The following is an 18,045-nucleotide window of genomic DNA, read 5'->3' on the forward strand; positions in this document are numbered from 1 at the left end:
AACCCATGAAATTTCCGCATAATATTAGTCGAATTGAAGCTTTTAGTGATGCGGTTTTTGCATTTGCAGCAACACTTTTGGTGGTTTCCGTGGGTTCGGAAGCAGCCAATTCCATCCTACAAGTAGATTGGTTGGTGTTCTTAAGTTTCGGGGTCAGTTTTTTTGCCTTGGTGGGGTTGTGGTCGGTGCATTATAATTTTTTTCGTAGAACGGACTACATCGATAATGGCGTTATTGTTCTTAATGCCATTTTACTTTTTTTGATTTTGTATTACATTTTCCCACTAAAGTCGCTTATCAATTCTTGGACGGGCAACATTCAAATAAATGCGGATGAATTTTCTTCTCTTTTCCAGCTTTATAGCCTAGGTTTTTTGCTGATATTCACCTGTTATTCCCTAATGTATTTAAGGGTGTACAAAAAAACAGGAGGTCAAAATTTAATAGCTCTTTTTTACAGCAGACATTTTGGGCTGTTTGTTCTGGTCGCCTTAATTTCAATTGGTGTTGCCAAGCTTAAACTCGGGCTTAATTTTGGACTTCCTGGAATTATCTATTCCCTATTGGGGCCTTTTTGCTATTTTCACGCTCGCTATTTTCAAAATAAAACCAACGCTTTCTAACATGAAAAAAACTTTTTACCTCATTGCATTTGTTTTCACTACGTGGACATATGCACAGACCGATTCCCGAATTTATGATATCATCAGTTCCGTTTCCGAGGAACGAATTGAAAACGATGTAACCACTTTGGTAAATTTTGGAACACGGCACACCTTATCGGATACCGTTTCACAAACCCGGGGTATCGGTGCTGCTAGAAGATGGATAAAATCTGAATTTGAAAAGATATCTTCCGAATGTAGCAATTGCTTGGAGGTTTTCTACCAAAGTAATTTAATTGAAAAGGGAGATAATGCTAGAATTGTAAAAGATGTTGAAATTGTAAATGTGGTAGCCATACAAAGAGGAACCAAATTTCCAAATCGCTTTATAATAATGAGTGGCGATATCGATTCCCGCGTGAGCGACCCTACCAATTTCACGTCAGATTCTCCAGGAGCCAATGACAATGCCAGTGGTATGGCGGGAACCATCGAAGCGGCAAGGGTGCTTTCCAAGTATAAATTTGAAAGCAGCATCATTTTTGTTGGCTTATCGGGTGAAGAGCAAGGACTCTATGGCGGAAAAGGATTGGCCGCATATGCCAAAGATAAAGGCTGGAACATCGTTGGTATCCTCAACAACGATATGATTGGCAACATCACTGGGGTTGATGGTGTGGTGAGCAACCGAGATTTTAGAATATTCTCTGAACCAGTTCCCCCTTCCGAAACGGAACAAGAACGCAGAGCCCGTCGTTTTTACGGGGGTGAAGTGGATGGAATTTCCCGTCAACTAGCAAGGTATGTGTACAAAACCACCAAAACATACATGCCCGAAATGAATCCGATGTTGATTTACCGTTTGGACAGATTTGGACGTGGGGGTCACCACAGACCATTTAACGATGCAGGTTTTGCCGGTATCCGAATTATGGAGGCGCACGAAAACTACACCCAGCAACACCAAGATATCCGGGTGGAAGATGGAATTGAATACGGTGATAAATTGGAGCATGTAAATTTTGGCTATGCTGCTAAACTGACCGCTGTAAATGCCATTAACCTAGCTTCAATTGCTTGGGCACCCGCCGCTCCAGAAACTGTTGAGATTGGAGGAATTGTGGAACCCAATGCCAAACTTAGATGGAGTAAGGTTGACGGTGCTGTTGGCTACAAAATCTACTGGAGAGACACCACTTCTCCGACTTGGGACAATTTCAGGTATGTTGGCGATGTATCCGAACATACTTTGGAAGGCATTGTAATCGACAATTTCTTTTTTGGAGTTGCCGCTGTTGGTAAAGACGGTCATGAAAGCCCAGTGGTTTTCCCAAACAAAGTATTTAGATAGAAAATTCAACTTTTTAATTGTCCTAATTGATTTGTCTGTCTTTCCTGTGAAAGCAGGAATCCATATGATTTTAAAAAATGGATTCCGCATCATGCTTCGACTTCCCTCAGCATCCGTGCGGAATGACAAATTATTACAATCTGGGAAAAACATTATTAGTCAAAAAACAATATGAAGCATCTTTTTGTCATTTTATCCTTGTTCAGTCTTTGCATTATTAATGCCCAAAACTTCACTAGACAAGATACCCTTCGAGGTAGCATAACACCAGAAAGAGAATGGTGGGATCTGAACTATTACCATCTCGATGTAAAGGTGGAACCCTCTAAAAAGTTTGTTTCTGGTTCCAACTTGGTTCGATATAAGGTGCTGAAAGCGGCCAAAACGCTTCAAATTGACCTACAAGAGCCCATGAAAATTGAGTCCATTACCCAAGATGGTAAAAAATTAAAATTTACTTCAGAGGGCAATGCACATTTCATCAAACTGAAGAAAAAACAGGTTCCCGGCGACTTTAACGAGCTCAAAATCAACTATTCCGGTCATCCCCAAGAAGCAAAAAACGCCCCTTGGGATGGTGGATTTTCTTGGAGTGAAGATCAAAATGGAAATCCATTTGTGGCCACTTCATGTCAAGGTTTGGGAGCCAGTGTTTTTTGGCCCAATAAAGACCACATGTACGATGAGGTGGATAGTATGCGTATTAGTGTAACCGTTCCCAAAGACCTCATGGATGTTTCCAATGGGCAATTGGAAAGCGTGGAGGACAAAGGAGACTTTAAAACCTATAATTGGGTGGTAAAAAATCCCATCAACAATTATGGCGTAAACATAAATATTGGAAACTATGTGCATTTTGGAGAAATCTATGATGGTGAAAAAGGACCGCTAAAGGTTGACTATTATGTTTTGCCGGAAAACTTGGAAAAAGCGAAAAAGCAATTTACCCAAACCCCAATGATGTTGCGTGCCTTTGAACACTGGTTTGGCCCCTATCCTTTTTATGAGGACGGTTTTAAATTAGTCGAAGTGCCTTACTTGGGCATGGAGCACCAAAGTTCCGTGACCTATGGCAACAAATATCAAAATGGGTATCTGGGACGCGATCTATCGCAATCGGGATGGGGATTACTGTTTGATTTCATCATAATCCACGAAGCGGGACACGAATGGTTTGCCAATAATATTACCTATAAAGATATTGCTGATATGTGGGTGCATGAGGGCTTCACTGCCTATTCGGAGAACTTGTATTTGGACTATCATTTTGGCATCAAGGCGTCCGCCGAATATGTGATTGGAACCCGATCCAATATCCGAAACGACAAACCTATTATTGGCACTTATGGTGTGAATAAAGGTGGTTCTGGGGATATGTACTACAAAGGAGCCAACATGTTGCATACATTACGCCAGTTGGTAGAAGATGATGCGCTTTGGAGACAGGTTTTAAGAGGACTGAACAAAGATTTTTACCACCAAACTGTCACTACTAAACAAATTGAAGACTATTTGAGTGAGAAAACAGGAAAGGATTTGTCGGCATTCTTTAATCAATACTTGCGCACAACCCTAATACCAACTTTAGAATATAAAATGGAAGGCGAAAACATCACCTACAGATATATTGATGTTGTTGAAGGTTTTGATATGCCCGTTCGAATTTTTGTGGATGATAAAGCACAATGGCTTTTCCCCAATTCGGAATGGAAAACCGAAAAACTAAGTGGCGATAAAATAGTCTTTGATAAGAATTTTTATATCGAAACCAACAAGATTTAATTTCTGAAACTTTGATAAAACAAAAAGGCTCCGCAAATGCGGAGCCTTTTTTAATTTGTATTCAAAAAGTTCTTAATTAAACTGTAGCTGTGTCAGTGCAAAAGGGCTCGCCCCTTCTCCATCAGTCTTATAAGTGAGGTATAGCTCAGGTTGAACACCATCATTTTTATTGATCGGTATCACAACAGCTCCACCCTGGCCGCCAAGTCCTTCGGGGTTCAATTTACCTGTACCCAAAACTTCGCCATCAGGAGATCCTGCTCTTAATTCCATAGTATATGCCGTAGTTGGAGGTGATTGCCATCCAACAATCGCCATCACCCTACTAACTCCCGTAAGGTCTAAATCCTCACCAACTTTCAACCAACCTTCAGTGGCATTTAAAAGTTGAAGTTGCATACCACCAAAAGCCATGGCCTGCATTCCTTCTGTGGGTGTTCCATCGGGGAACGACATGCTATTGCTTGGCAACACCACTGTTTTAGAACCTGTTAATGGCAATGCATCTTCGGTGCCCTCATCAGTGTAGCTTGCGGTCAACAAGAATACTTCTCCATTTTCCTTGGCTTCTGGAGTAACAGTACCAGCAAGCGGTAAAGATGGTGCTCTATTGCCACCTGTTAAGGATTGGATGTATTGTGTAATCTGTCTCGCTTCCATTTGACTCACATTAGGGTGTGCTGGCATTACTACTTCTCCCCAAACTCCAGAACCACCGGCTATAATTTTTGCCATCAAGTAATTGGTGGAACGACGGTCTCCTTTATATTTTTCTGAAACCTTAAGATAGCTTGGTCCTATGGATGTTTCATTTTCCTTGTGACAGGATTTACAATCCAAGCTTTGGGTCAACGCTTTACCCATTACTGCACCAGAAACTTGTTGGTGCCCCAAGCTCTGGTTCACCTCATCCATTCCTGAACGGTATTCCACGGAAACATAAACATTGTCTTCGTTCACTTGGCTATCAGCATCTGATACTGAAACTTTGTAATTGATAGGTTGTCCGGGGATGTAAAAAGACGAATTGGTTTCTCCCATTTCAATGCTTACCACAGGTCTTTCATTACCTGCAACAATGGTTTGGTCAATACTAGTCGCTTCTTCGCCTGCAGGATCTTTAACGGTAACATTCAATTTGTATGCTCCTGCATTATCGTAAGTGTATGTTAAAGTAGGTTCGGTGGTTTCTTGCGTTGTACCATCTCCTAAATTCCAAACATAACTCATACTATCTCCCTCTCTATCATGTGCTTCTACAGTTGCTGTTACGCTCAATGGCAATGAGCCTGAATCTGTATCCACTGTAAAATTGTCGATTACTGGGGCACGGTTACCTCCATTATACTCAATGTAGCCCAATCCACTGTCTGGGTTCGCAGAGAACCACCCGCTACCATATTCCAATAGGTAAACGCGTCCATCTGGACTCATTTCCATATCGATTAGGTTGCTCAATTCAATGTTTGGAGCAAAGGGTTCCATTTTGTTCACTGAACCATCCTCAAAAAGATGCACTGCCATCATCCAACCTCTCATCCAATCATAGATGATAACTTTACCGTCGTAATAGGATGGCAATCCGCCTCCATCGGGATACAAATCGGACCAATATGTTGGGCCTGCCATTGCATTTCTACCTCCTGATCCCGTTTGAGGGAAATCTTGGGTATCTCCATAATGATAATAAGCATAAGCTGGTTGCGCAGGTGGCAGTTCCCTTAATCCTGTATTGTTTTTGGAATCGTTGATAGGTTTTTCTGGATTGAATACCCTTCCAGACTCCCCAGTTTCGTAATCATATTTATAATACGCAAAGTTGTCTGCAATGAACATAGGCCAACCGAAGTTACCCGGTTTACGGGCTTGGTTCATTTCATCATATCCTCTTGGGCCTCGTGTCTGTAAACTATCGGCCCGTGCATCAGGACCAACATCTCCCCAATACAAATATCCGCGTTTTAAATCCACTGAAATACGGTAGGGGTTACGATGCCCCATGGTGTAGATTTCTGGACGTGTTTTTTCAGTTCCTACTGGGAAAAGGTTACCCTCTGGAATGTCGTAGCTTCCGTCTTCGTTAACCTTAATCCTTAGTATCTTTCCTCTAAGGTCGTTGGTATTGGCAGAAGTACGTCTGGCATCGAAATTCTCTTTGCCTGGAATATCATTCAATGGTGCGTAACCATTGTTTACATATTTTGCTTCACTATCGTTAAACGGTGTTGAATTATCCCCTGTAGACAAATAAAGGAGTCCATCTGGTCCAAATGCAATGGAACCTCCGGTATGACAGCAGATTTCACGCTGGCTCTCCAATTCAAGGATAACTTGCTCGGAAGCCATATCAAAATTTCCGTCTTTGTATTTAAAACGGGAAAGTCTGTTTATCCAATTGTCTCCTGTTGGAGCGTAGTACAGGTAAATCCAGTTGTTTTCACTATAATTTGGGTCTTTTTGAAGTCCCATCAATCCTTGTTCAGCGTTGACACCTGGAGTTTCCAAAGTTTTGTGGTACACATCCAAAAAGGCAACTTGACTGATTTCTTTGGTTTCATCGGAATACAACATCACTTCTCCCCTACGTTGTGCAATCAACACATCGTTGTTTGGTAAAACAGTCATCTCGGTAGGCTCAAAGAATTGTCCTGTTGACAACACTACTTTACTGAATCGATCTGCTTCTGGAGGAAATTGGGACTTTGCTTTAGCGTAATCCAGCTCAAGGTTCTTTCCGATTGCATAGTTGATTCCTCCAAGAAGATGTTTTAAAAACAATTCTTCGGAATAACTTTCATCGGTATGTCCTGCCGCGGTGTAAAAAGCGCGACCACCATCAAAATCATGGTACCAAGCCATTGGATGGTTTTCACCATTCTCCCCGCCTTCGTAAGTTGATTCATCTACACTAACCAAAACATTGATACCATCGTAAATGTTCTTGTAATTGTAAAGCTCATCGGTACGGTGCCAAACGGTTTCGGTAAAAAACTCGGTAGATGGGTGGTTCTTATCCTGAATGATAAAATCCGCTTCGGGAGTTCCTGCTGGGTGGCTCAAAAATTGAGCTCCCACCAATTTGTTGTACCAGCCCCAATCGTACTCGGTATCGGCTGATGCGTGAATTCCAACATAACCTCCCCCAGCTTGAATATAGCGCTCAAACGCCGCCTCTTCGTTGGCATTTAGTACATTTCCTGTGGTACTTAAAAATACTACGGCCGAGTACTGTGCCAAATTTTCATCGGTAAACAGCTCGCCATTGGTAGTGGTATCGACTACAAAATCATTTTCTTGACCCAATTTTTCTAGAGCCGCTATTCCTGCAGGTATGGAAGCATGTTTAAACGCCATTGTCTTCGAAAAGACCAAAAGCTTAGGAGGCCCTTGACGTTTCTTCTCACATCCCACAAGAACAAATAGTAGGCATAAAGCGCCTAAAATGTAATTTCTCATGTGCATTAGTAATTGTTTGTAAAGTCTTAAATTTTAATTCTGAATTTTACAGAATAGTTAATTGTGTGGTAATATAATTACTATTTTGTGGAAATCGGCCCTCTATTGTCTCAAAATAAAAAAATAACCCTGTGAAATACATTTTAACGCATGTAAAACACATTTAGATGATTATTTTTCAAGCCGCAAATAAAAAAGATTGAAGTTTTACTTTCCGTATTTTCGGTGATAAATAAAAGCCGCCACCCCCCCTACAAAAGCAAAAGCACTCAACATCCAAAATACATGTTGGTGCCCAATTTCTTCACCGGGATGTGCATCCAAAAGCATTCCGTAGGCTGGTCCTGCAAACACATCGGGGGTATACCCTATCAAAGAAATTAGTCCAACAGCAGTCCCTGTCAAGGTTAAAGGGATATTTCCAACTTGCATCACACCAAAATATAGGGCTCTTGTGGCATAGACTCCTGCAGCAATGACCACAACGGACATGAAAAATAAAATAGTTGTGGACGGAGCTATGGTCCCACTGGCAAATAATATTCCTCCAACTAAGGTCAACAAAAAACTAACCACCAGTAGCCATGTGATTTTTAATCTATCGGCAATTAAACCAAATAGAATGCCCGTTGTGGGTCTAAGAAATTGCAATAATGTACCCACCTTGGCTGCATCTACCTGATTATACAGCATCACTTCTTCCGCATATTGCGAAATTATATCAGTGATTTTATAACCTACATAACCACAAAGGATAATCACCATCAACAACCAAACGGATGGCAATTGCAATACTTGTTTCATCTCTTTCCATGAGATACGCTTCAAAGTATCCTTATCCGATTCATCGCTCGATTTCATAAAAAGCCAAACCATAATTCCAATCAGAATTATGATGATTGATGAAGAGTAAAGAACATATGTGAATGCCACTTTCCTGTCTTGAAGGTTTGCCAATTCAGGTGATTCAAACAAAAAGAATGAAAACACCACCACACCCAATAAGCTAAAAAGTGCTCCAGTAAGTCCTCTTCCTCCATCCAAAAAACCAAACGCCTTTCCTTGGGAATCGGCTCCGCCCCAAATTCGGGTTGCTTTGATCATGGGTGCCCAAAACAGAAAAATCGTAGTGAAGCCCCACCAACCATATAATATTTGCAATGTCAGAAAATCAGGGTATTGCGCAAACAAAAAACCACCCAAAGCGGTCATCCATAAGGCAATGGCAATCAATTTTCGAGGTGGATATTTATCGGCCAAAGGCCCACCAATGACATAGGAAACCATGGCCACCAAGCCATACACTGAAAAACAAAGTCCTAATTGTACATTGTCAAGTTCCAAAACATCGAGCACAGTGGGCCTAAAAACACGAGGCAGCACAAAGGGCAGAATAAAAATGGCCTCGCCTGAAAGAATCAACAACAGCAAATAGACCCAACTTAATTTGGTAGCTTTCAAAGAATTGGTTTTTGCTAAAAATCCTCAAAAAACAGGAGAAACCCAAAAAGCGTCCAAATAAAAATTCAGGTATCTTTAAAGCATCTTAAATAACCCTCGATGAACAGACTTCTATTTTTAACCCTAATCTTAGTCACCCTTAGTTGTAAAAAGAGCCCCTCGACCACGTATGATCTAGCCATTACCAACGCCAATATAATTGACCTTGAAAGTGGGGCCATTGAATTAAAGAACATTTACATTTCCAAGGGGAAAATTGAAGCTGTGGATACAGCTATTTTTAAAGCTGATTCTACCATTGATGCGACTGAAAAATATGTTTTGCCCGGGTTTTGGGACAATCACATTCACTTGCGAGGTGGCGACACTTTAATTGCAAACAACAAGAATTTCTTGAAATTGTTCATAGCCAATGGCATTACCACCGTTCGGGATGCAGGGGGAGACCTCACTTATGAGGTGATGAAATGGAAAAGCCAAATTGCTGAAGAATCATTGGTTGGACCGACCATTTTTACTGCAGGACCCAAAATTGATGGACCCAAAGGAAGCTGGGCCGGATCACTGGAAGTAGAAAATGTGGAGGATGTGGTAAAAGCGGTAGATTCCTTGGAAGCTTTGCAAGTTGATTTCGTTAAAATTTATGACAGTAGGATTTCTCGTGAAAACTACATTCGATCTATTGCGGAAGCCAAAAAACGTGGTTTTACAGTTTCTGGACACATGCCCTTTACCGTTTCTTTGGATGAAACCATAAATGCAGGCATGGATGGCATTGAACACCTTTATTATATTTTGAAAGGTTGTGCCAGCAACGAAACCGAAGTGACAAAGAAAATGAACAGTGGTGAAATGGGATTTTGGGGCGCCATGCCCGCTTTAATGTCAGGCTACTCCGATAGTACAGCAAATGCGACCTTCAGCAAATTAAAAGCAAACAATGTTTTTGTGGTACCCACGCTTCACATTGGAGAAACATTGAGTTATTTGGACGAAGTAGATCATAGTAAGGACGAATACCTTAAATATATGGGCAGTGGGTTGATACAAACCTATCAAGGTAGGATAAGATCAGCTTTAAATTCTTCTGAAGAGGCCCGAGAAAACCGAAAACAATTGGATGCCTTTTTTGGTGAACTGGCAAAGTCGCTTGATTCCGCAGGTGTTCAACTATTGGCAGGATCGGATAGTGGGGCATTCAACTCCTACACCTACCCTGGAATTTCACTGCACAAAGAACTGCAAGCAATGGTGGAAAATGGGATTTCTCCCTTGAATGCATTAAGAACCTCTACGATTAATGGGGCTAAATTCATAGGACAAACTGAAGGTTACGGAAACATTTCCAAAGGAAAAGTATCTGATTTGGTGATTTTGGAAGCGAATCCGCTGGAAAATATTGAGAACACTGAAAAGATTTATACCGTTATCAAAGGAACCCAAGTATTTTCCAAAAGTGAGTTACAAGAACTTTTGAAAAAAGCCGTATTGGATTAATCACTAAAGCCCACCTTATGCAATCAAAATACCATCTCTTTTTTATCCTTATTTTTTGTTTGAATAGTTTAAAATCCCAAACCCTACTTGTTCCAGAACGGGTTTTTGATGGGGTACAAACACATGAAGGTTGGGTAGTTGCCATAGACCAAAACCGCATCACCTATGCAGGTCCGTTAAACGGTTTAAAAAGAGCCAATGCCTATGCAAAACAAGAATTAAAGGGCATGACCTTAATGCCAGGAATTATTGAAGGGCATTCGCATTTATTGTTACACCCATACAACGAAACCGATTGGAACGACCAAGTTTTAAAGGAATCACCAACAGAAAGGGCCGTTCGTGGTGTGGTGCATGCCAAAAATTCATTGATGGCAGGGGTTACCTCAATGCGTGACTTGGGGTCAGAAGGAGCTGGATATACAGATGTTTACCTCAAAAAGACCATTGACGATGGCATAATTCCAGGACCGCGCACCTTGATGGCAGGCCCAGCCATTGTTGCAACTGGTGCCTATGGCCCAAAAGGATTTCATGATGGCGTAACTGTCCCCCTTGGAGCGGTGCCGGTGACAGGAGTGGATGAAGCCGTTAGGGAAGTGCGAAACCAAATGGGCAAGGGAGCTAATCTCATTAAAATATATGCCGATTACCGTTGGGGCAAAGGCGAGCCTTCACAACCCACTTTTCTACAGGAAGAAATAAATGCCATGGTGGCTGCAGCAACGACCGCCGGACGATATGTGGTAGCCCATGCCAGCACTCCGGAAGGGATGCGACGCGCCATTTTGGGAGGGGTTGAAACCATTGAGCACGGACATGAGGGCACTTTGGAGATTTTCCAGTTGATGAAAGAAAAAAATGTAGCCTACTGCCCTACGCTGGCTGCGGTTGAGTCCATTTCTCAATACCAAGGTTGGAAAAAAGGTAAGCAACCCGACCCTGACCGAGTGGCCCAAAAGAAAGCATCTTTTAAACTGGCATTGGAATCTGGGGTGGATATTGTTTTTGGAGGCGACGTAGGTGTTTTTACCCATGGAGAGAATTTTAGGGAATTGGAGCTGATGGTCGAATACGGCATGGAACCCCTCAAGGCATTACAATCGGCAACTTCGATAAATGCCCGCATACTTCATTTTGATGAATTGGGAAGTATTCAAAAAGGATATTTAGCAGATATTATCGCTGTGGAGGGCAATCCCGTTAAAAATATCTCCGTTATGAAAAATGTGAAGTTCGTGATGAAAGACGGTGTTATTTACAAAAAAGAATAGCTGCCATTTACCACCCTATTTCATTAACATCCTTTTAAGAAATGAGGTAGCGGTTTTTGGTATCTTTAGCCGACTAATTAACGACCAAAAATGAAAAAGCCTGTCTTCCTATTGTTGCTTCTCGCATCAATTAACCTGTTTTCCCAAGAAGAAAAAAAAGACGATTCCAAATGGGATGTCACCAATCCCAAAGGAGATTTCAACTTTAAAGAGCATCAATTCAGTACCGATGAGGGAACATGGATGAATCTAGATGTGAGTCCAGACGGAAAAACCATAGTGTTCGACCTTATGGGGGATATTTATTCCATACCCATTAACGGCGGTAAGGCCACACCACTTAGAACGGGAATTCCTTTTGAAGTACAGCCGCATTTCAGTCCCGACGGAAAAAAAATTGCCTTTACCAGTGATGCAGGAGGCGGTGATAACATTTGGGTGATGAATACAGATGGTTCGGATGCCAAACAGATTACCAAAGAAAGTTTCAGGTTATTGAACAATTCCTATTGGATCCCCGATGGAAATTATCTGGTGGCCAGAAAACATTTTACATCAGGTCGTTCCCTCGGTGCGGGTGAAATTTGGCAATATCATATTACCGGAGGTTCAGGGATTCAACTCACCAAAAGAAAAAATGACCAACAAGATGTAAACGAACCATGTATTTCTCCAGATGGCAAGTATCTGTATTATAGCGAAGATGTATATCCTGGAGGCTTTTTTCAATACAATAAGGATCCAAACAAACAGATTTACGCCATAAAACGATACGATTTTGAAACGGGTGAGACCATTACGGTAACTGGCGGGCCGGGAGGTGCCGCTAGACCACAAATTTCCCATGATGGCAAAATGTTGGCCTTCGTGAAAAGAGTTCGTACCAAAAGCGTAATGTATTTACATGACCTTGAAACGGGTGAAGAATGGCCAATTTTTGATGACCTAAACAAAGATCAACAAGAAGCGTGGGCCATTTTTGGCGTGTATCCCAACTTTAGTTGGATGCCCGATGATCAGGAGATTGTGTTCTGGAACAAAGGAAAGATTTACAAAATCGATGTGAATTCCCTAGCAGTGACCAATATTCCTTTTACTGTTGACGCCAAGATTCAGATTGCTGAAACCTTGCACAACGAGTCCCCCGTAGCGCCTGATCAATTTACGGCAAAGGTAATACGGCATGCCGTAACCTCACCTGACCAAAAAACACTCGTTTTTAATGCTCTGGGGCATATTTGGACCAAAAAATTACCAAATGGAAAACCAAAACGATTGACCAATAATTCGGATTTTGAGTTTGAACCTGCATTTTCTCCCGATGGTAAATTCATAGCTTTTGTTACTTGGAATGATGAAAAAATGGGAGCTATATACCTAGTTTCTGCCTCTGGTGGCGAAGTCACCAAACTTACCACAGAGAAAGGAATTTACCGAACTCCAAGTTTCAGTCCAGATGGAAAATTGATTACCTATCAAAAAGAGTCGGGCAATAACGACCAAGGTCTAAGCTTCGCTAAAAAGTCGGGCATTTATACCATGAATTCAGATGGTTCAAATGTAAAATGGGTGAAAGATACAGGGGAATACCCCATTTTCACCAAGGACGGTAAGCGAATTTTTTACCAAACTGGAGGGACATATTTTGGCAACCTGACCAAAACACTTAAATCCGTTAACCTTAACGGGAAAGATGAGCGCACACATGTAAAATCCAAATATGCCAATAGATTGGTGCCCAGTCCAGATAACAATTGGATTGCATTTACCATTTTGCACAAAGCTTATATAGCGCCTTTGGTGATGAATGGTAAAGAAATTGACTTGGACAACAACACCAAGGCCGTTCCAGTTTCACAAATATCAAAAGATGCAGGAATCAACTTGCATTGGTCCAAAGATTCCAAAAAGATCTTCTGGACATTGGGAGAAGAATATTTCACTAACGATATTAAAGATAGGTTTACTTTTCTTCCTGGTTCCCCAGAAAAAGTGGCCAAAATGGACAGTACTGGCATCAAAGTCGGGTTGACATCAAAAACGGATAAACCAACAGGCCGTATTGCATTCACCAATGCCCGCATCATTACCATGGAAGGCGACGAGGTAATAGAAAACGGAACCATTGTTATCAACGAAAATAAAATAGAACAGCTCGGAAAATCTGATGACATCAACATACCATCCAATACCAAAGTTTATGATGTCTCTGGAAAGACCATTATGCCCGGTATTGTCGATGCCCATGCACATGTTGGTGCTTTTAGGTATGGACTAACACCTCAAAAACATTGGCCGCTTTATGCCAACCTTGCTTTTGGAGTAACCACATCGCATGATCCATCAGCAAATACCGAAACTGTTTTTGCCATGTCCGAACTCATCAAAAATGGGGATATGGTAGGGCCTCGATTGTTTTCTACCGGTATTATTCTTTATGGGGCAGATGGAGATTTTAAAGCTGTCATTAATAATTTGGACGATGCACGTTCCGCCATTCGAAGAACCAAGGCCTTTGGTGCAAAATCAGTAAAAAGTTACAACCAACCGCGTAGGGAGCAAAGACAACAGATCATCCAGGCGGCTCGAGAATTGAACATCAATGTAGTGCCTGAAGGTGGTTCCACTTTTTATACCAATATGTCCATGATCATGGATGGCCACACAGGAGTTGAACATAACATTCCAGTAGCCCCAGTCTACAAGGATGTATTGGAACTTTGGAAAACAAGTAGTTCAGGCTACACTCCTACCCTCATCGTGAATTACGGTGGTGTGAACGGGGAATTCTATTTCTATCAAAAAGACAAGGTCTGGGAAAATGAAAAATTATTGCAATTTACACCAAGGGCATTGATCGATTCCAGGTCCAGATACAGAACCATGATTCCAGACGAAGAATATAAAAATGGACATATCTTGGTTTCCGAAACCACCACGGAACTAGCCAATAAAGGGGTAAAAGTGAACCTAGGTGCCCATGGACAATTGCAAGGACTAGGTGCACATTGGGAACTTTGGCTATTGCATCAAGGTGGGATGACCAATATTCAGGCACTACAAGCGGCCACCATCAATGGAGCCAAATATATTGGGGCAGGAAACGATATTGGTTCTTTAAAAGTTGGCAAATTAGCCGATTTAATCGTACTTGATAAAAACCCTTTGGAAGATATTCGTAATACCGAAACCGTAAAATACACCATGGTTAATGGACGCCTTTTTGATACTGAAACCATGAATGAAATTGGCAATACCGAAACCGAACGTTCCCAGTTCTGGTGGGAAAACAACAAATACAATGCAGCATTTCCATGGCACGAGGATGCACAAAGCTTTACCATGCCTGGTTGCGGCTGCCATATTGGACATAACTAAACTCAACTCTAAAACAATAAACGCAACGAATGAAAAAATCATTATTCTTTCTGGTACTGCTTATTACAGCAAGTATCTCAGCACAAGAATTTAACGTAGACCTATTACAAGATATAAAACCCAGAAACATTGGCCCTGCCGGCATGAGCGGACGCGTGACCTCGATTGACGTGGTGCATTCCAATCCCGATGTCATGTTCGTTGGCACAGCTTCAGGCGGTTTGTGGAAATCCACTTCTGGAGGAATTAAATGGGAGCCCGTTTTCGATAATGAGGTAACCGCTTCCATTGGCGCAGTGGCCATTCAACAGTCCAATCCATCTGTAATATGGGTAGGAACAGGAGAAGGAAACCCAAGAAATAGCTTAAATGGTGGATATGGTATCTACAAATCCTTGGATGGAGGAAAAACTTGGAAATCCATGGGATTGGAAAAAACAAGACATATCCACAGGGTTATTATCGACCCAACCAACCCAGAAGTAGTTTATGTGGGCGCCATTGGCTCACCATGGGGTGAACACCCTGAGCGCGGTGTTTTTAAAACTACCGATGGTGGTGAAACCTGGGAAAAGGTTTTGTTCGTAAACAACAAAACAGGAGTAGCTGATTTGGTGATGGATCCAAAAAATCCAAACAAATTGATTGCTGCCATGTGGGAACACAAAAGAGAACCGTGGTTCTTTAATTCTGGTGGCGAAGGCAGTGGACTGCATATTACCCACGATGGGGGTAAAACCTGGAAAAAAGTTACTGCAGAAGATGGCCTTCCTAAAGGTGATTTGGGAAGAATTGGTGTGGCCATAGCCCGTAACAAGCCCAATATTATTTATGCCTTGGTGGAAGCGAAAAAGAATGCCCTGTACAAATCTACCGATGGCGGCTTTAAATGGGAGAAAATAAATGATAAAAGCGATATTGGAAACCGTCCCTTTTACTATTCAGAAATTTATGTAGATCCACAAAATGAAAATAGGGTGTATTCTGTTTTCACCTACATCAATGTTTCCGAAGACGGTGGTAAAAACTTCACCCAATTGATGCCTGCCTATGGAGTGGACAATGGGGTGCACCCAGATCACCATGCGTGGTGGATTCATCCTGAAAACGGACAATTTATGATGGATGGAAACGACGGCGGACTTAACATCACTAAAAACGGTGGTAAAACTTGGAGATTCATCGGGAATTTACCCGCAGCACAATTCTATCACATCAGCACGGATAATGAATATCCCTATAATGTGTATGGTGGAATGCAGGATAATGGTTCCTGGAGAGGACCTGCCTACGTTTGGAAGGCCCAAGGTATTCGCAACAGTTATTGGCAAGAAATCGCCTTTGGCGATGGGTTCGATGTAGTACCGGACAGGGACGACAGCCAATATGGCTACGCCATGAGTCAACAGGGATATGTGAGTCGCTACGATTGGAAAACCGGTGACGGATACATTGTACGCCCTACCCCACCCGATGCAGAAACCAAACTAAGGTTCAACTGGAACGCAGCTATTGGTCAAGATCCTTTTGACAATAGCACCGTTTATTTTGGCAGTCAGTTTGTGCACAAATCCACGGATAAGGGATTGACCTGGCAAGTGATTTCTCCAGACTTGACCACCAACGACAAGGAAAAACAAAAACAAAGTGAAAGCGGTGGGTTAACCATGGACGCCACAGGTGCCGAAAACCACTGCACCATTATTGTCATTGAACCTTCGCCTGTTGAAGAAAATATGCTTTGGGTGGGCACCGATGATGGCCGAGTGCATTACACGCTGAATGGTGGCGACACTTGGGTAGAGGTCACCAAAAACATTAAAGGACTGCCTGCTGGAAGTTGGATTCCACAGATTAAGGCATCACAAAACAACAAAGGCGAGGCCCTTTTGGTCGCCAACGATTATAGAAGGTTCAACTATGCCCCATATGCGTACCGAACCACCGATTATGGTAAAACTTGGACTCGAATTGTAGATGAAGATGACGTGGCCAGTTATGCACTATCCATTATAGAAGACCCCGAAAATCCCAATCTTATGTTCTTGGGCACGGATGATGGTTTATACATTTCATTAGATGCCGGTAAGAGTTGGGAAAAATGGAACAAGGATTTCCCAACTGTTTCCACTAAGGACTTGGCCATTCATCCTAGGGAACACGATTTGGTAATAGGAACTTTTGGAAGGGCAGCATGGATATTGGATGATATCCGACCATTGAGAAAAGTAGCAAGCAATGCTTCCCTATTGCAAAAAGAAGTCAGTTTGTTCGAAAGTCCAGATGCATATTTAGCAGCCTACCAACAACCCACGGGAGGTAGATTTGGAGGCGATGCCATTTACAGTGGTGAAAACAGGAAATCTGGAGCAATGATCACCTACTACTTAAAAGAAGTGGATAAAAAGGAGAAAGAGGACAAAGAAGAAGCTAAAGATGAGCAAGAAAAATCCAAGGCAAAAACCAAGGATTCCATCTTCTTTGAAATTTATGATGGTACTAGACTCATCAGGACTTTAAAATTCAAGACCCCGAAAAAAGCTGGATTCCACCGAATGTATTGGAACTTGGATGAGAAAGGCCCAGATAGACCTTCTAGAACCATCAGAAAAAACTCAAGAGAGCGTGGTGGGGTTGCCGTTAAACCAGGCACTTACAAAGTAAAGGTCAATTACGGAGAAGCTTCTGATTCAACAACGGTAACGGTTAAAACCGATCCGAGATTGGATGTGGATTTGACTTCCATCAACGAGGTATACGAAACCAGCAAAAAACTGGAAGGTTACACCCAAACTGTTGCAGATGCAGTTAAACAATTGGTGGAAAGCAAGAATTTGGCCGACAAGTTCAAAAAAGAACTGAAGGAAATGGACAAAGACAAGTTTAAAGACCAAATCAAAGCATCTGAAGACATCGTAAAAGAAATAGATTCTGTGATAGCGTTGTATTTAGGTAAAGAAGACAAGCGTCAGGGTATCACAGACGACCCCGAACCCAATGTGATGACAAGATTGGGAGATGCCTCTTATTATGTTGGCACTAGAAAATCAGGAATTACCACGACCGAAACCAGAATGATTGAGTTTGCTGAAGAGGAACTAAAGGCTGCATTGAACAAAACGAATGCGTTTTTTAATGATAAATGGAAATCGTACAGAACTTCTATTGAATCATTGGACCTATCTCCTTTTAAAGAGACCGAAAGCTTTAACATCAACTAACATAAATATTCTATTAAATA

General features: G+C 41.9%; 9 protein-coding genes. 7 read left to right on the plus strand and 2 right to left on the minus strand.

Annotated features, from left to right (window positions below):
* The first annotated feature begins 5 nt into the window (after positions 1–5).
* The 3 genes from ABT310_RS00605 (at position 6) to ABT310_RS00615 (ending at position 3,738) form a co-directional block, all read left to right on the plus strand.
* On the plus strand, positions 6–623 hold the full coding sequence (locus ABT310_RS00605; protein ID WP_375324834.1) for a TMEM175 family protein: 618 nt from the start codon (positions 6–8) through the stop codon (positions 621–623).
* A 1-nt stretch (position 624) separates the two neighbouring features.
* On the plus strand, positions 625–1,956 hold the full coding sequence (locus ABT310_RS00610; protein ID WP_375324835.1) for a M28 family metallopeptidase: 1,332 nt from the start codon (positions 625–627) through the stop codon (positions 1,954–1,956).
* A gap of 171 nt (positions 1,957–2,127) precedes the next feature.
* Positions 2,128–3,738 (plus strand): M1 family metallopeptidase, encoded by a 1,611-nt coding sequence (locus ABT310_RS00615; RefSeq protein WP_375324836.1) that lies wholly within the window; start codon positions 2,128–2,130, stop codon positions 3,736–3,738.
* A gap of 72 nt (positions 3,739–3,810) precedes the next feature.
* Here ABT310_RS00615 and ABT310_RS00620 read toward each other — a convergent pair whose 3' ends face one another.
* Positions 3,811–7,200 (minus strand): ThuA domain-containing protein, encoded by a 3,390-nt coding sequence (locus ABT310_RS00620; RefSeq protein ID WP_375324837.1) that lies wholly within the window; start codon positions 7,198–7,200, stop codon positions 3,811–3,813.
* A gap of 201 nt (positions 7,201–7,401) precedes the next feature.
* Positions 7,402–8,655 (minus strand): nitrate/nitrite transporter, encoded by a 1,254-nt coding sequence (locus ABT310_RS00625; RefSeq protein WP_375324838.1) that lies wholly within the window; start codon positions 8,653–8,655, stop codon positions 7,402–7,404.
* Between the two features lie 99 nt (positions 8,656–8,754).
* Here ABT310_RS00625 and ABT310_RS00630 point away from each other — a divergent pair, with 99 nt between their 5' ends.
* From ABT310_RS00630 to ABT310_RS00645, 4 genes are all read left to right on the plus strand, one after another.
* Positions 8,755–10,152, plus strand: a complete 1,398-nt coding sequence (locus ABT310_RS00630) for an amidohydrolase family protein (protein ID WP_375324839.1) — start codon at positions 8,755–8,757, stop codon at positions 10,150–10,152.
* A 17-nt stretch (positions 10,153–10,169) separates the two neighbouring features.
* A complete protein-coding gene (locus ABT310_RS00635) occupies positions 10,170–11,426 on the plus strand; it encodes an amidohydrolase family protein (RefSeq protein ID WP_375324840.1) in 1,257 nt (418 codons plus the stop codon).
* A gap of 90 nt (positions 11,427–11,516) precedes the next feature.
* Positions 11,517–14,804: an amidohydrolase family protein gene (locus ABT310_RS00640; protein ID WP_375324841.1), complete on the plus strand. Its 3,288-nt coding sequence runs from the start codon at positions 11,517–11,519 to the stop codon at positions 14,802–14,804.
* Positions 14,805–14,833: 29 nt separating this feature from the next.
* Positions 14,834–18,025, plus strand: a complete 3,192-nt coding sequence (locus ABT310_RS00645; RefSeq protein WP_375324842.1) for a WD40/YVTN/BNR-like repeat-containing protein — start codon at positions 14,834–14,836, stop codon at positions 18,023–18,025.
* The last annotated feature ends 20 nt before the right edge of the window (positions 18,026–18,045 follow it).

It is taken from the genome of Flagellimonas cixiensis, assembly GCF_042134615.1.
GTDB lineage: Bacteria > Bacteroidota > Bacteroidia > Flavobacteriales > Flavobacteriaceae > Flagellimonas > Flagellimonas cixiensis.

What these genes read in the sequence shown, in the direction of transcription:
- ABT310_RS00605 (WP_375324834.1), top strand. Translation starts at nt 6, where the DNA reads ATGAAATTTCCGCATAATATTAGTCGAATTGAAGCTTTTAGTGATGCG.
- ABT310_RS00610 (WP_375324835.1), top strand. Translation starts at nt 625, where the DNA reads ATGAAAAAAACTTTTTACCTCATTGCATTTGTTTTCACTACGTGGACA.
- ABT310_RS00615 (WP_375324836.1), top strand. Translation starts at nt 2,128, where the DNA reads ATGAAGCATCTTTTTGTCATTTTATCCTTGTTCAGTCTTTGCATTATT.
- ABT310_RS00620 (WP_375324837.1), bottom strand. Translation starts at nt 7,200, where the DNA reads ATGCACATGAGAAATTACATTTTAGGCGCTTTATGCCTACTATTTGTT.
- ABT310_RS00630 (WP_375324839.1), top strand. Translation starts at nt 8,755, where the DNA reads ATGAACAGACTTCTATTTTTAACCCTAATCTTAGTCACCCTTAGTTGT.
- ABT310_RS00635 (WP_375324840.1), top strand. Translation starts at nt 10,170, where the DNA reads ATGCAATCAAAATACCATCTCTTTTTTATCCTTATTTTTTGTTTGAAT.
- ABT310_RS00640 (WP_375324841.1), top strand. Translation starts at nt 11,517, where the DNA reads ATGAAAAAGCCTGTCTTCCTATTGTTGCTTCTCGCATCAATTAACCTG.
- ABT310_RS00645 (WP_375324842.1), top strand. Translation starts at nt 14,834, where the DNA reads ATGAAAAAATCATTATTCTTTCTGGTACTGCTTATTACAGCAAGTATC.